The organism is Maricaulis sp. (assembly GCF_017643475.1).
Classification (GTDB): Bacteria; Pseudomonadota; Alphaproteobacteria; order Caulobacterales; family Maricaulaceae; genus Maricaulis.
Map to the genome: position 1 here is coordinate 242505 of NZ_JAEPNI010000003.1, position 12297 is coordinate 254801.

Genomic DNA, 12297 nt, shown 5'->3' on the forward strand with positions numbered 1-12297 from the left:
GGGTTCGCAAATCTTTATTTGTCTATACAATTAATCAAGGCTCGAGATTCTTGTCCAGAGGCAGAACTGAAACATGACCGGATTCTTCTTCAACGAAGCCCTGCTTCCTGGCGGCTGGGCGCGCAATGTGCGTGTGACCATGGACAAAAGCGGCCGTATCGAACGTTGCGAGATCGACACCTCCGCCCACGCAGGCGATATCCGGCACACCAACGCCCTGCCCGGCATGGCCAATCTGCACAGCCATGCCTTCCAGCGCGGCATGGCCGGACTTGCGGAACGGCGCGGCACGTCCGATGACAGTTTCTGGACCTGGCGCGAGGTAATGTACGCCTTTAACGACCACCTCACCCCGGATGATGTGGAGGCGATCGCGGCGCTGGTTTATTGCGAGATGCTGGAGAGCGGCTTCACCAGCGTGGGCGAGTTTCACTATCTGCACCATGACCGCGATGGATCACCCTTCGCCGATCTAGCGGAAATGGCCGGCCGGATCTGTGCGGCGGCCGAAACGACGGGCATCGCGCTGACCCTGTTGCCGGTATTTTATCGCTGGTCCGGGTTTGGCGATCAGCCCGCCCATGAGGGCCAGCGTCGCTTCTTCAATGATCCGGATCGTTACGCCCGTCTGAGCGATGCCAGCCTTGCCCACACCAGCAAGCTTCGCCATGGACGCCTGGGCGTCGCGCCACACAGCCTGCGCGCCGCCAATCTTGAGGATTTGCGCTGGCTGGCGGGCTTGCGTCCGGATGATCCGGTCCACATCCACATTGCCGAACAGCTCAGGGAAGTCGCTGAGTGCGAGGCCGCTCACGGCAAACGTCCTGTCCAGTTGCTGGCCGAGAGCGTGGAACTCGATCCGCGCTGGTGTCTTGTCCACGCCACGCATATCGACGCCGCTGAAACCCGCGACCTTGCCCGCTCCGGCGCGATTGCAGGCCTGTGCCCGCTGACCGAGGCCAATCTGGGCGACGGTGTTTTCCCTGCACCGGATTATCGCGCCCAGGCGGGACAATGGGGCATTGGCTCGGACAGTCATATCCGCATCGATTTGGCGGAAGAGTTGCGCCTTTTGGAATACGGTCAACGCCTGACCTTGCGTCAGCGCAATGTGCTGGCCGAACCGGACCAGCATGTCGGCCGCGCGCTCTACCAGTCCTGCGCCACCGGCGGCGCCCAGGCGCTGGGCCAGCCCACCGGCCGGATCGAAATCGGCGCGCGTGCAGATTTTGTCGTGCTGGACAGCAAGGCACCGGTGCTTGCCGGGCGGTCATCTGACACGCTGCTGGACAGCTGGCTGTTCAGCGGGGATGGACGTCAGGTCGAGACAGTCTATGTCGGTGGGGAGCGTGTTGTTGAAGCCGGGTCTTGCCTGGCTAGGGACATGATTTCCGGGCGTTATTGCGACCGCCTGACCCAGCTGATGCAGAGGATTAATGCGTGAACCGGCAGGACTGGCAGAGTGAAATCGGCCTGGATGGCGCAGGACCGGTCTATGAACAGATCAAGCGTGCGCTGACTGAACGGATCCGCTCTGGCGGCTGGCAGACCGGCGATCGCATTCCCGGCGAGGAAGAGCTTGCCGAACATTTCAATTCCGCCCGCATGACGGTCCACCGCGCCCTGCGGGAATTGACCGATACCGGTCTTCTCATCCGCAAGCGCCGCGCCGGCACTTTCGTGGCACCACCGCCGGCGCCCGCTGCGATGCTGGAAATCGTGGACATGTCCAAACTCATCCCGGCGCGGGGCCAGGACTATGCCTTCGAGATGATCGACAGTGCCGTCGTCGAAGCGAGTGAGGAATTGCGGCAGCGTTTCGATCTGCCTGACGGCGGGATGCTGCGACGGCTGATCTGTCTGCACCGCGCAGACGCTATCCCGCTGGAGCTGGAAGAACGCTGGATCAATCTCGCCGTGCTGCCCGACGCCCGGGACGCAGATTTCAGCCAGACCCCGCCAGGCGCCTGGCTGTTGCAACAAGCCCCGTGGACCCAGGCCGAGCACACTATTTCGGCCCGCAATGCCAGCGCCGCAACCGCCGATCGTCTCGATATCGATGCCGGAGATGCTTGCCTCGTGCTGGAACGCCGCACCTTCCTGGATCAGCAGGTGGTCACCTTCGCCCGCCTGACCCACCCGGGCAGCCGGCACGCCCTGACCGAACGTTTTACACCGGGCTGAGTTTCGCCCGGCCCTTCGGGCCGCACCCTATCCGCCCGCTTCGCGGCCACCTTTCCCATCAAGGGAAAGGAGGATTAGTGCCTACCTTCTCGTCTTCCGTGGGGATGACCGAGCCCGGGACAAGCCGGGTGATGACGATAGAGAAGACCGGGAGGTGAAACGCCCCACCCCGTCAAATTCTCCCGCATGCCTTCAGTCCCTGTTAGGGCAATCTCAAGGCCGCGCTCGCACTTACATTACCGCGAATTAAAGATGAGTCCCGGTTAGCGGCCTCCCCAGCTAACGTCGACTCATCTAGGAGCGCCCCCATTATGCGCACACTGATTATCTATTCCGCCGTTGCAGGCGCTCTGTTTCTGGTTCCGGGCAATCAGGACGGTCATGCACTGACCGCTACCGAGACCCGTACCGACTACCAGGTCGCATGTGTAGACACCTTGCCGGAGCTGGCTGAGACGGCTGCCCCGGAAGGTGAAACCGAGATCCTTTACTGCAGCTAGGCTGGCCTATTTGTTCTGGGCCCGGATGGCGTGGCGCTTGCGCAGCACCGCAACGACATCATCCAGGCTGAGATCACGGGATTCCAGCAGCACCATCAGGTGGAAAATCAGATCCGCCGCCTCTCCTGCCAGTTCCGACTTGCCTTCGGATACGGCAGCCATGGCGACCTCGACGCCTTCCTCACCCACTTTCTGAGCCGGTTTCTTGGGCGCCTTGGCCAGCAAAGCCCCGACATAGCTGTCCTTGGGTTTTTCCTTGCGGCGTTTCTTGATGATCGCACGCAAATGCGCCAGGAAGCCCAGACCCGGTGCCGGGTCATCACCGAAACAGGTCACCGTACCCGTGTGACAAGCCGGTCCCTTGGGTTTGACCTCGACCAGCAGCGCGTCACCATCACAATCCGGGGCCATCTGGACCAGTTTGAACGTGTTTCCGGAGGTCTCGCCCTTTTTCCAGATACGTTGTTTGGTACGGCTGTAAAAATGCACCTTGCTGGTTTCCAGGGTCAGTTCGACCGCCTCTGCGTTCATGTAACCCAGCATGAGAACCTGGCGCGTGGCCACGTCCTGGATGATCGCCGGGATCAGGCCATCGACCTTTTCCCAGTTGAGATTTTCAGCGTTGATCATGGCCGAATGCCCAATCCTTCATCAATCAAATAGGACTTCAGATTTCCTATATTAATCAGCCCCTTGTGAAAGACGCTGGCAGCCAGCGCGCCATCCACATTGGCCTGATTGAATACAGTTTTGAAGTGTTCTTTTCGGCCAGCCCCACCCGATGCAATCAGCGGTGTGGAACACAGCGCCCGCGCCTCGGCCAGCTGGTCGATATCATAACCATCGCGCACACCATCCTGGTCCATGCAGTTGAGCACGATTTCGCCGGCGCCCCGGTCGGCCACTTCGGTGATCCAGTCGAGCGTTTTGCGATTGGCCTCCTGCGTCTTGTCAGGGTCGCCGGTGAACTGATGCACACGCCAGGCGCCGTCAATCTCACGACTGTCGATACCCACCACCACGCATTGCGAGCCGAACTCCGCGGCCAACTTGTCGACCAGGGACGGGTTCTGGAGCGCAGGCGTGTTGATCGAGATCTTGTCCGCGCCTGCAAACAGGCGTGCCCGCGCATCATCGACAGACTTGATACCGCCAGCGACGCAAAACGGAATGTCGATCACACGTGCAACCGCACTGACCCAGGCCGGCTCGACCGTCTCGCCACGCGTCGAAGCCGCAATGTCATAAAAGACCAGCTCGTCGGCCCCCTCTTGCGCATAACGCCGGGCCAGCTCGACGATATCCCCGACGATCTCGTGATTGCGGAATTTCACGCCCTTGACGACCTGGCCGTCCTTGACGTCGAGACAGGGAATTATACGGCGCGCAAGCACGACAGGGCCTCCTCGACGCTGAACCGGCCCTCATAGATCGCCCGGCCGGTAATCGCTCCGGCTGCACCCGCATCCCGCGCCGCTTCCAGATCGGACAGCGAGGACACGCCACCGGAGGCCTGCCAACTCACGTTTGGATATGTGCGCGCGAGGTATTGATAGAGCTCGATATTGGGTCCGGAAAGATCACCATCCCGCCCGATATCGGTCACCAGGGCGTGCTGCAGATCTGCGCCATCATAGGCCTTGATCACATCATCAAGGGTCACGGTGAGGACATCCGTCCAGCCCTTGATGGCCGGGCGATAGGCACCCCCGACATATTGCACGTCAAAGGCCAGCGTCAGGCGGTCCGATCCGAAACGGTCCAGCCAGGGCAAAACCTGTTCCGGCGCCGAAATGGCGAGCGATCCGATCACCACCCGCGAGACGCCCGCTTCAAAAAAGGCCTCGATATCCTCGCTGCCCCGCACCCCGCCACCGGACTGCACCTTGAGGCCGGTCGCCGCGATATCGCGGATCAAAGACGTCTGGCGACGGGCGCCGTCTCGAGCCCCGGCCAGGTCCACGACATGGATCCATTCCGCGCCCTCGGCCTTGAGCTGTTTGGCGACCTCGACAGGATCAGTTGCGTATTCAGTGACCGCGTCGAACTTGCCGTGCATCAGGCGCACCACACGGTCTTCCAGTAGATCAATGGCAGGATAGAGGATCATCGGACCAGCTCCGCAAAATTCGTGAGAATGCGCGCGCCCGCCTCGCCCGACCGTTCCGGGTGAAACTGGCAGCCATAGACATGGCGCGATTTGACGATGGCGGTGATATCCGCGCCATACTCGGCTCGCGCCAGGGTGAAGGTGGAAGTCGGCACATAAAACCCGTGCACAAAATACATGTAGGCGCCATTCTCGACACCTGAGAGCAGGACGTTTTCCGGCTCGACAATGTCCAGCGAATTCCAGCCCATATGCGGCCAGACCAGGCCTTCGCTCGATGGCAGGCGCTCGACATGACCGGGGATAAGCCCCAGACAGGCAACATCGCTCTCGCTGGAGTATTCAAACAATAATTGCATCCCCAGACAGATGCCCAGCAAGGGACGTTCGTCGCGTCGCAAGGCAGCCGCCCAGCCAGAGGCTTCCAGCTGGTTCATCGCAGGCGCTGCGGCGCCTACGCCAGGCAGGATCAAACGACCACAGGCACCGGCCTGTCCCGGCGTCACCGCGACACGATAGTCGATCCCGGCCCGTTCGAGCGCGAACCGCACCGAGGCCAGATTGGCGCAACCGGTATCAATCAGCCCCACCGTCATGCCAGGTGCTCCTTGGTCGAAGGCAGGCGGTCTCCCTCGACACGCACAGCCTGGCGCAAGGCACGACCAAAGGCCTTGAAACAGCCTTCGATCATGTGGTGGGCATTATCGCCCTCGACCTTCACATGCACGGCCGCCTTGAGACTTTCGGCGATGGAGCGAAACGCGTGCGCGGTCATCTCGACCGGGAATTCGCCGACACGATCGCCCAGGATCTCACCCTCGAATTTGGCATAGGGGCGCCCAGAAAGGTCAATCCAGACCCCTGCCCGCGTTTCATCCATCGGCAGCTCAAACCCGAAACGGGCTATGCCGCGCTTGTCGCCCAGGGCTTCCGCCAACGCCTCACCAAAGGTCAGGCAGACATCTTCGATTGTGTGATGCGCGTCGATCTCCAGATCGCCTTCCACATCAATGGACAGCGAAATACCGGCATGACGTGCGATCTGGTCCAGCATGTGATCGAAATAACCGACACCGGTGTCGATGCGATTTGGGCCGTCGCGATCGAGATTGATCGACAGGGCAATATCCGTCTCCGCAGTCTTGCGGCGACGCGCAGCGGCACGCGGCCCCCTCTGCCCGGTCGCGGTCTCTTCCGAGGCCGTTTCGCGGCGCTTGGCCATCGCGATGCGGTGGGCGTCGAGGCCTTCGAGTGCGGCCAGGCGTTCCACGGTCGGTGCCAGATTACGAGCGCCTGCCTTGCTGGCGCGCAGGATCGTCGTGGTCTTCTGGAATGCTTCCACGGTTACGCCGCCATAGGCGCGCGCGGATCCACCGGTTGGCAGTGTGTGGTTGGGGCCCGCAGCATAGTCACCTGCTGCTTCCGGTGCCCAGCGCCCCACAAAGATTGATCCGGCGTGGCGAACCTTGTCGGCCAGTGTCTCAGGATTGGCTGTCTGGATAATCAGGTGTTCGGCCGCATAGAGATTGGCGGCCTCGGCCATATCACCCTCATCGGGGCAGACCAGGCAGAGTGAGTTCTCCAGCGCAGCTCGTGCAATGTCAGCACGGGGCAGTGTGTCGAGTTGTGTTTCCACTTCCGCCATCACGGCCCGGGCCGTCGCCTCGGCATCTGCCAGCAGCACGACCTGGGCATTGGCATCGTGTTCAGCCTGGCTGAGCAGATCACTGGCCACAAAACCTGCATCCGCCGAGGTGTCCGCAGCCACCATCACCTCGCTGGGCCCGGCTGGCAGGTCCACAGCGGGACCGCCGGGCAAAGCAGTGACATAGGCCTTGGCCGCAGCCACATAGGCATTGCCTGGCCCAAAGATCTTGTCCGCCCGCGGGATATCGGCAACGCCGAACGCCAGGGCAGCAATGGCCTGGGCGCCTCCGACGGCATAGACCTCGTCTATGCCGATCAGTTTCGCAGCCGCGAGCAGAGCAGCATTGACGCCGTCACTGCCGTTTGGCGGCGCGACGACGGCGATGCGTGGCACGCCGGCCAGCTGGGCCGGAATGGCGAGCATGATCAGGCTGGACACCAGGGGTGCACTGCCGGCGGGCACATAGAGCGCCGCAACGTCGACCGGCGTCGCGCGACGCGAGGCTTTCACGCCCGACCAGGTCTCGACTTCATAGGCGGAATAGCCCTGTTTCACATGGAAACGACGCACGGCATCAGCGGCTGCCCTGATCGCTTCCTGGTCCGCCGGATCCATGGCCTCCAGCGCTGCGTCAAAAGCCGCCTCAGGCACGCGGAACTGTTCAGGCGCATGCCCGTCCAGTCGCGCTGCATAGGCGCGCAGCGCGGGCTCGCCCTGCGCGCGGATGGCATCAACAATATCGCGCGCGGCTCCGGCTGCCGCACCGGTTTCTTCCGGTCGGGCGAGAGCGGCAACGCGCTGATCCTGATCAAGGTCTGCCCAGTTGAGAGTTTTCATCTCGCGCCCCTAGGCCAGCATTTTTTCGATCGGAAGCACGAGGATGGCGCGCGCGCCTTCCGCTTCCAGGGCTTCAAGCGTCTCCCAGAAAACGCGCTCGCGACAAACCGCGTGCAGTGCGACGACATCGTCCCGGCCTGCGATCTGGGCGACGGTCGGCGCGTCAGACCCCGGCAACAGGGCCTTGATCGCATCGAGACGGTCCGTCGGCGCATTGAGCATGATGTATTTGGTCTGGGCGGAAGCGATCACGCCCTGGGCGCGCCGCATCAGGATGCTGGCAATCCTGTCGGCCTCATCAGACCGGGCTTCCTTGCGGCGCACGAGCACCGCTTCACTGACAAGCACGGTCTCAAAGGCTGCAAGGCCATTGGCTTCCAGGGTCGCACCGGAAGACACGAGGTCACAGATCGCATCAGCGATATTGAGACGCGGCGCGACTTCGACAGAACCGTGCATTTCCACGATCTCCGCCTTCACACCATTGCGCTCGAGATATTCCGCCGTGATCGCCGGATAAGATGTCGCGATCGCCTTGCCATCCAGATCGGCGACTGTGGTAATCCCGCCGTCCTTGGGCGCGGCCAGTTTCAGTGTGCATTTGGAAAAGCCCAGGCGCAGCGCGATCTCAAGCTCCTTGCCGCGACGGCTTCCCAGCTGCTCCTCGCGAAACACGTTCTCGCCGACAATGCCGTAATCACACGCTCCTGATGCCACGAAATTCGGGATGTCATCATCCCGCACGAGCATCAGATCAACCGGCATGTTCTCCGCGCTCTGATGCAACTTGTCGCGACCATAGGCAAAACGAAGCCCGCAATTCTTCAGCAGATCCATTCCACCTTCGGCGAGGCGGCCCTTGGACTGTACGGCAATACGCAAACGGGTCACGATTTCGATCCTTTCAAGCGATCCAGCACAAGCCGGTATCCCTGATGATTTTCCTGGCTCAAAAAGCGCGAAACACGGGTCACTGTTGTTGTGCTCGCACCGGTGATTTCACTGATCTCGCGATAGGAATTCCCGCCCTCATCCAGCAGGCCGGCTACACGCCAGCGCTCGGTAAGGGTTTTCATTTCGCCCGGCGTAAGCAGGTCGGTCAGGAAACGTTCCATCTCCGCTTGCGACTTCACGCTCAACAGCGCCTGGCTAAGAGGTTTGAGATCGGTCATGTCCGCCTCGTCATTGATCAGTGGACGTCGATATAGCGTGTTAGCGCGCTAACACAATAGCGCGTCACAGCTGACTAACACAAGGCCTAACCGACTTCATTTACTCGGGGACATAGATTATATACAGCTTTCTGAAGCTACAGATTTTTGCAGGTTGCTATGGAATATGCCGAGATGAAACCGATCGCCGACGACGTCGCCGATCTGATGAAGACCCTGGCTCACCCGTCCCGCTTGCTGGCGCTGTGCGCGATGATGGAGAAAGAGTGCTCCGTCGGAGAGCTGGCGGACAATCTCGGCATGCGGGCCCAGGCCATGTCGCAGCAGCTCGCAATCCTGAGGAACAAGGGCCTGGTCACAACCCGGCGCGATGGGCAGACGATCTATTATGCACTGGCCAGCGAGGGCATCCGCTCGGTGATGGATGCCCTCTATACCGCCTATTGCGAGCCCGCTAGGAACTAGGCAGGTCGAAATCCCAGCGCCAGGAAAAAACGCGCGGCCGGGCAGAATCCGGTAAAGGCCGCTTGCAACAGCATGAAGCTGACCGCACCGCCGAGCAAAAGCCAGATGGGCCCAAAGGCCAGCGACAGCCCCATTGAAACGAGAACCATCAGCGATCCCAACGCCATCACGGATTGCGGCACGCTCATGCCCTTTTTCTCTTCCAGATCGGACCGGGTTTCCTTGCCTTCCGCAATCCATTTGAGGATCCCGCCCTCAAGATGCCCGGCCACCTCTACGCCCGCCTCCTGGCACATACGCAGGGCCCGGCCGGAACGGCCACCAGACTTGCAATGCAGGACCGTCTTCTTCTTACCCGAATGCGGCAGGGTTCGCGGATTGAAGTCTGACAGCGGGCACAGCATGGCTCCCGGTATCCGTTCTGCGTGAAACTCTTGTGGCTCGCGCACGTCCACGAGAATGATTTCGCCGGCTGCAAGCGCCTTCGCAACCGCTCCTACACTCCAATTCACAGGCTTTTCCATCAGGTCACTCCCTAAATCGCCGATTCTTCGATACCCATTGGGCAAGTTCGTGCAGCAATATGTACGTATTTGCATAATTATGCAAGTGCGATATAGTGCAATCAACGATTCAGAATGCCTGCCAGGAGTTTGGCCATGTCAGCAAAACCGGAAATCAAAGCCTTCTTCGATCCGGACACCTATACGATCAGCTATGTAGTGTGGGATCCGGCGACACAGGCAGCTGCGATCATTGATTCCGTTCTAAATTACGACCCGGCGTCCGGTCGCACCCAGACCCGCTCTGCCGACGAGATCATCCGTTTTGTCGAAGACAATTCCCTGACCGTCGAGTGGATCCTGGAAACTCATGTCCACGCGGATCACCTCTCCGCGGCGCCCTATCTTCACGAGCGTCTGGGCGGAACGATCGGGATTGGCGAACACGTCAAGCATGTCCAGGGCGTTTTCGGCGACCTTTTCAATGCAGAAACCAGCTTCCAGCGCGATGGTTCGCAGTTCGGCAAGCTGTTCACGGATGGCGAGACCTTCAAGATCGGCTCAATCGAGGCCGAGGCCATCTGGACACCGGGTCACACGCCCGCCTGCATGGTTTATCACGTTGGTGATGCCGCGTTTGTTGGCGATACGCTGTTCATGCCCGATTTCGGAACGGCCCGTTGCGACTTCCCAGGCGGCGATGCTCACACGCTGTGGCAGTCGATCCAGAAAATCTTTGCCCTGCCCGACGAGACCCGACTGTTCATGTGCCATGACTACAAGGCGCCTGGCCGCGACTTCTATGCCTGGGAAACCACGGTCGGTGACGAAAAAGCGAAGAACATCCACGTCAAGCAAGGCACGGACGAACAGGCCTTCATCAAAATGCGCACTGAGCGCGATGCCAAACTGTCCATGCCGACGCTGATCCTGCCGTCTGTCCAGGTCAATATGTGCGCCGGCCACCTGCCCGAAGCCGAGGACAACGGCACGCGCTACCTCAAGATTCCCCTGAACGCGGTGTAGCCCATGGGAGCGCTGGAGAGGATTTTCCCGGGCCTTCGCTGGTTCAAGGAGTATGACAGCAAGACCTTTGCCGATGATGCACTCGCCAGTGTCATCACAGCGATCCTGCTGATCCCGCAAAGCCTGGCCTATGCGCTTCTGGCAGGCCTGCCGCCTCAGGCAGGTCTCTATGCGTCGACGACGCCGCTGATCGCCTACGCCATCTTCGGCTCAAGCCGTGTGCTGGCAGTCGGACCGGTCGCCGTAGTGTCACTCATGACCGCCGCTGCTATCGGCAATCTCGGCCTGACCGACCCGGCCGAGCAGATGGCTGCCGCCGGTGCTCTGGCCCTGCTCTCCGCGGCCTTTCTCATTCTTTTTGGCGTCCTCAAGCTGGGCGGAGTTGCGAACTTCCTGTCCAAACCGGTTATCGGCGCCTTCATCACCGCCTCGACCATCCTCATCATCGCCAGCCAGCTGCGCCACATTCTGGGGGTCGATGCCGAGGGCGCAACCCTGCCGGAATTCGCGGTCTCGATGTTTGAAAACGCCTCGACGGTCAACATGGTTGCTGTCGGCATGGGGGTTGGAAGCCTGCTCTTCCTCATTCTCGCACGCACCATGTTCAAACGCATCTTCATGCGCATGGGCCTGGGCGAGACGCTGGCTGATGCAATCATGCGCGCCGCGCCCGCCATCCTGGTGATCGCTTCCACTCTGACCGCTGCGAGCTTTGCGCTTAGCGAACGCACCGGCCTGTCGATCGTCGGGGAATTACCGACCGGAATGCCGCCTTTCGCTCTGCCGCTGGTTGACCTGCAGACCTGGCGCGCACTGATCGGGCCCGCAGCCCTGATATCGCTGATCGGGTTTGTTGAAAGTGTCTCGGTGGGGCAGTCACTAGCTGCGCGGCGCCGCGAGAGCGTCAATCCGGACCGCGAGCTCTTCGGTCTGGGCGCTGCCAATGTCGCGGCCTCCCTGACCGGCGGTTATCCAGTCACCGGCGGGTTTGCACGCTCCGTGGTCAATGAACAGGCCGGCGCCCAAACGCCTCTGGCCGGTGTCATGACGGCCGTCATCATCATGATTGTCGCTGTGTTTTTCACCCCGCTCTTCCACCACCTGCCCAAGGCGACATTGGCGGCGACCATTCTGGTTGCTATCTGGAAACTGGCGGATTTCAAAGGCGCCTGGGAAGCGTGGAAATATTCGCAATCAGACGGGTCGGCTGCCTTTCTGACCCTTTTCGGCGTTCTTTTCCTGGGGGTAGAGATCGGACTGACACTGGGTGTTGTCGTCTCGGTCGGATTTGTCCTGCAGCGAACCATGCGGCCACACTGGACCCGGTTGGGCCAGGTTCCAGGCACGCATCATTTTCGCAATCCGCACCGGCACAATGTAATCATGTCACCGCACGTCTATGCCCTGCGGATCGATAGCGCGCTTTATTTTGCCAATGCCCGTTTTCTGGAGGACCTGGTTGCGGAGGTCACAGTTGACCATCCCGACATCACTGATGTTGTCCTTGTCTTCCCCGCAGTGAACTTCGTTGATGCCAGCGCCCTGGGCAGCCTGCGCACGATCAACGGTCGCCTGGACGATGCCAAGGTCACGCTGCACCTGTCCGAGGTGAAGGGGCCGGTCAGCGATAAGCTCGGTGAAGCGGGCTTCTTCGAGCAGCTGACGGGTGAGGTCTTCCTGTCGCAATACGCGGCCATGCGAACGCTGGACGAAAAGACCACGCTGCGCGCAGAAGGCGTCTCTGGCGAGTGATCACGAATTTTCGGGATTGGTCCCATTTCAGCCAGACCGAATTACGTCTAAGATTCGCGTCTGGGCCGCGCCATTGGAGCGGCCTTGTCTTGCCCTTCCG

General features: G+C 60.9%; 14 protein-coding genes. 6 read left to right on the forward strand and 8 right to left on the reverse strand.

All coding sequences use genetic code 11. The annotated features are described in order from the left end of the window. Positions 1-73 precede the first annotated feature (73 nt). The 3 genes from JJ889_RS12650 (at position 74) to JJ889_RS12660 (ending at position 2684) form a co-directional block, all read left to right on the forward strand. Positions 74-1444: a formimidoylglutamate deiminase gene (locus JJ889_RS12650; protein WP_291895647.1), complete on the forward strand. Its 1371-nt coding sequence runs from the start codon at positions 74-76 to the stop codon at positions 1442-1444. Then, entirely contained in the window at positions 1441-2184 is a 744-nt protein-coding gene (gene hutC / locus JJ889_RS12655; protein ID WP_291895649.1) for a histidine utilization repressor, read from the forward strand. The genes JJ889_RS12650 and hutC overlap by 4 nt, the downstream gene beginning before the upstream one ends. 311 nt (positions 2185-2495) lie before the next feature. Next, complete coding sequence (locus tag JJ889_RS12660) at positions 2496-2684, forward strand: hypothetical protein (protein WP_291895650.1); 189 nt, start codon at positions 2496-2498, stop codon at positions 2682-2684. Positions 2685-2690: 6 nt separating this feature from the next. Here the strand turns inward: JJ889_RS12660 and hisIE are convergent, their stop codons facing one another. From hisIE to JJ889_RS12695, 7 genes are read right to left on the reverse strand one after another with little or no spacing between them, the layout of a single operon-like run. Beyond that, positions 2691-3314 carry a bifunctional phosphoribosyl-AMP cyclohydrolase/phosphoribosyl-ATP diphosphatase HisIE gene (gene hisIE / locus JJ889_RS12665; protein WP_291895653.1) on the reverse strand — a complete coding sequence of 208 codons (624 nt, stop codon included), beginning with the start codon at positions 3312-3314 and terminating at the stop codon, positions 2691-2693. Then, a complete protein-coding gene (gene hisF / locus JJ889_RS12670; protein WP_291895655.1) occupies positions 3311-4078 on the reverse strand; it encodes an imidazole glycerol phosphate synthase subunit HisF in 768 nt (255 codons plus the stop codon). The genes hisIE and hisF overlap by 4 nt, the downstream gene beginning before the upstream one ends. Next, positions 4060-4794 (reverse strand): 1-(5-phosphoribosyl)-5-[(5-phosphoribosylamino)methylideneamino] imidazole-4-carboxamide isomerase, encoded by a 735-nt coding sequence (locus JJ889_RS12675; RefSeq protein ID WP_291895658.1) that lies wholly within the window; start codon positions 4792-4794, stop codon positions 4060-4062. The genes hisF and JJ889_RS12675 overlap by 19 nt, the downstream gene beginning before the upstream one ends. Further along, a complete protein-coding gene (hisH, locus tag JJ889_RS12680; RefSeq protein ID WP_291895661.1) occupies positions 4791-5390 on the reverse strand; it encodes an imidazole glycerol phosphate synthase subunit HisH in 600 nt (199 codons plus the stop codon). The genes JJ889_RS12675 and hisH overlap by 4 nt, the downstream gene beginning before the upstream one ends. Then, positions 5387-7279, reverse strand: coding sequence for a histidinol dehydrogenase (hisD, locus tag JJ889_RS12685; protein WP_291895663.1), 1893 nt, complete (start codon positions 7277-7279; stop codon positions 5387-5389). The genes hisH and hisD overlap by 4 nt, the downstream gene beginning before the upstream one ends. A gap of 9 nt (positions 7280-7288) precedes the next feature. Continuing rightward, entirely contained in the window at positions 7289-8173 is an 885-nt protein-coding gene (hisG, locus tag JJ889_RS12690; RefSeq protein ID WP_366940123.1) for an ATP phosphoribosyltransferase, read from the reverse strand. Beyond that, complete coding sequence (locus tag JJ889_RS12695; RefSeq protein ID WP_291895668.1) at positions 8167-8451, reverse strand: YerC/YecD family TrpR-related protein; 285 nt, start codon at positions 8449-8451, stop codon at positions 8167-8169. The genes hisG and JJ889_RS12695 overlap by 7 nt, the downstream gene beginning before the upstream one ends. A gap of 174 nt (positions 8452-8625) precedes the next feature. On the opposite strand from JJ889_RS12695, the gene JJ889_RS12700 reads away from it, so the two are divergent. After that, on the forward strand, positions 8626-8916 hold the full coding sequence (locus JJ889_RS12700) for a metalloregulator ArsR/SmtB family transcription factor (RefSeq protein ID WP_291895670.1): 291 nt from the start codon (positions 8626-8628) through the stop codon (positions 8914-8916). Here JJ889_RS12700 and JJ889_RS12705 read toward each other — a convergent pair. Then, positions 8913-9440, reverse strand: coding sequence for a rhodanese-like domain-containing protein (locus JJ889_RS12705; protein WP_291895673.1), 528 nt, complete (start codon positions 9438-9440; stop codon positions 8913-8915). The two genes, JJ889_RS12700 and JJ889_RS12705, sit on opposite strands and share 4 nt — an antisense overlap. A 135-nt stretch (positions 9441-9575) precedes the next feature. Between JJ889_RS12705 and JJ889_RS12710 the strand changes: the two genes are divergently transcribed. Beyond that, positions 9576-10445 carry an MBL fold metallo-hydrolase gene (locus tag JJ889_RS12710; protein WP_291895675.1) on the forward strand — a complete coding sequence of 290 codons (870 nt, stop codon included), beginning with the start codon at positions 9576-9578 and terminating at the stop codon, positions 10443-10445. A 3-nt stretch (positions 10446-10448) separates the two neighbouring features. Next, positions 10449-12197, forward strand: a complete 1749-nt coding sequence (gene sulP / locus JJ889_RS12715; RefSeq protein WP_291895677.1) for a SulP family inorganic anion transporter — start codon at positions 10449-10451, stop codon at positions 12195-12197. The last annotated feature ends 100 nt before the right edge of the window (positions 12198-12297 follow it).

Coding starts and splice junctions, on each gene's coding strand:
- JJ889_RS12650 (WP_291895647.1), top strand. CDS start 74: ATGACCGGATTCTTCTTCAACGAAGCCCTGCTTCCTGGCGGCTGGGCG.
- JJ889_RS12660 (WP_291895650.1), top strand. CDS start 2,496: ATGCGCACACTGATTATCTATTCCGCCGTTGCAGGCGCTCTGTTTCTG.
- hisIE (WP_291895653.1), bottom strand. CDS start 3,314: ATGATCAACGCTGAAAATCTCAACTGGGAAAAGGTCGATGGCCTGATC.
- JJ889_RS12675 (WP_291895658.1), bottom strand. CDS start 4,794: ATGATCCTCTATCCTGCCATTGATCTACTGGAAGACCGTGTGGTGCGC.
- hisH (WP_291895661.1), bottom strand. CDS start 5,390: ATGACGGTGGGGCTGATTGATACCGGTTGCGCCAATCTGGCCTCGGTG.
- hisD (WP_291895663.1), bottom strand. CDS start 7,279: ATGAAAACTCTCAACTGGGCAGACCTTGATCAGGATCAGCGCGTTGCC.
- JJ889_RS12695 (WP_291895668.1), bottom strand. CDS start 8,451: ATGACCGATCTCAAACCTCTTAGCCAGGCGCTGTTGAGCGTGAAGTCG.
- JJ889_RS12700 (WP_291895670.1), top strand. CDS start 8,626: ATGAAACCGATCGCCGACGACGTCGCCGATCTGATGAAGACCCTGGCT.
- JJ889_RS12705 (WP_291895673.1), bottom strand. CDS start 9,440: ATGGAAAAGCCTGTGAATTGGAGTGTAGGAGCGGTTGCGAAGGCGCTT.
- JJ889_RS12710 (WP_291895675.1), top strand. CDS start 9,576: ATGTCAGCAAAACCGGAAATCAAAGCCTTCTTCGATCCGGACACCTAT.
- sulP (WP_291895677.1), top strand. CDS start 10,449: ATGGGAGCGCTGGAGAGGATTTTCCCGGGCCTTCGCTGGTTCAAGGAG.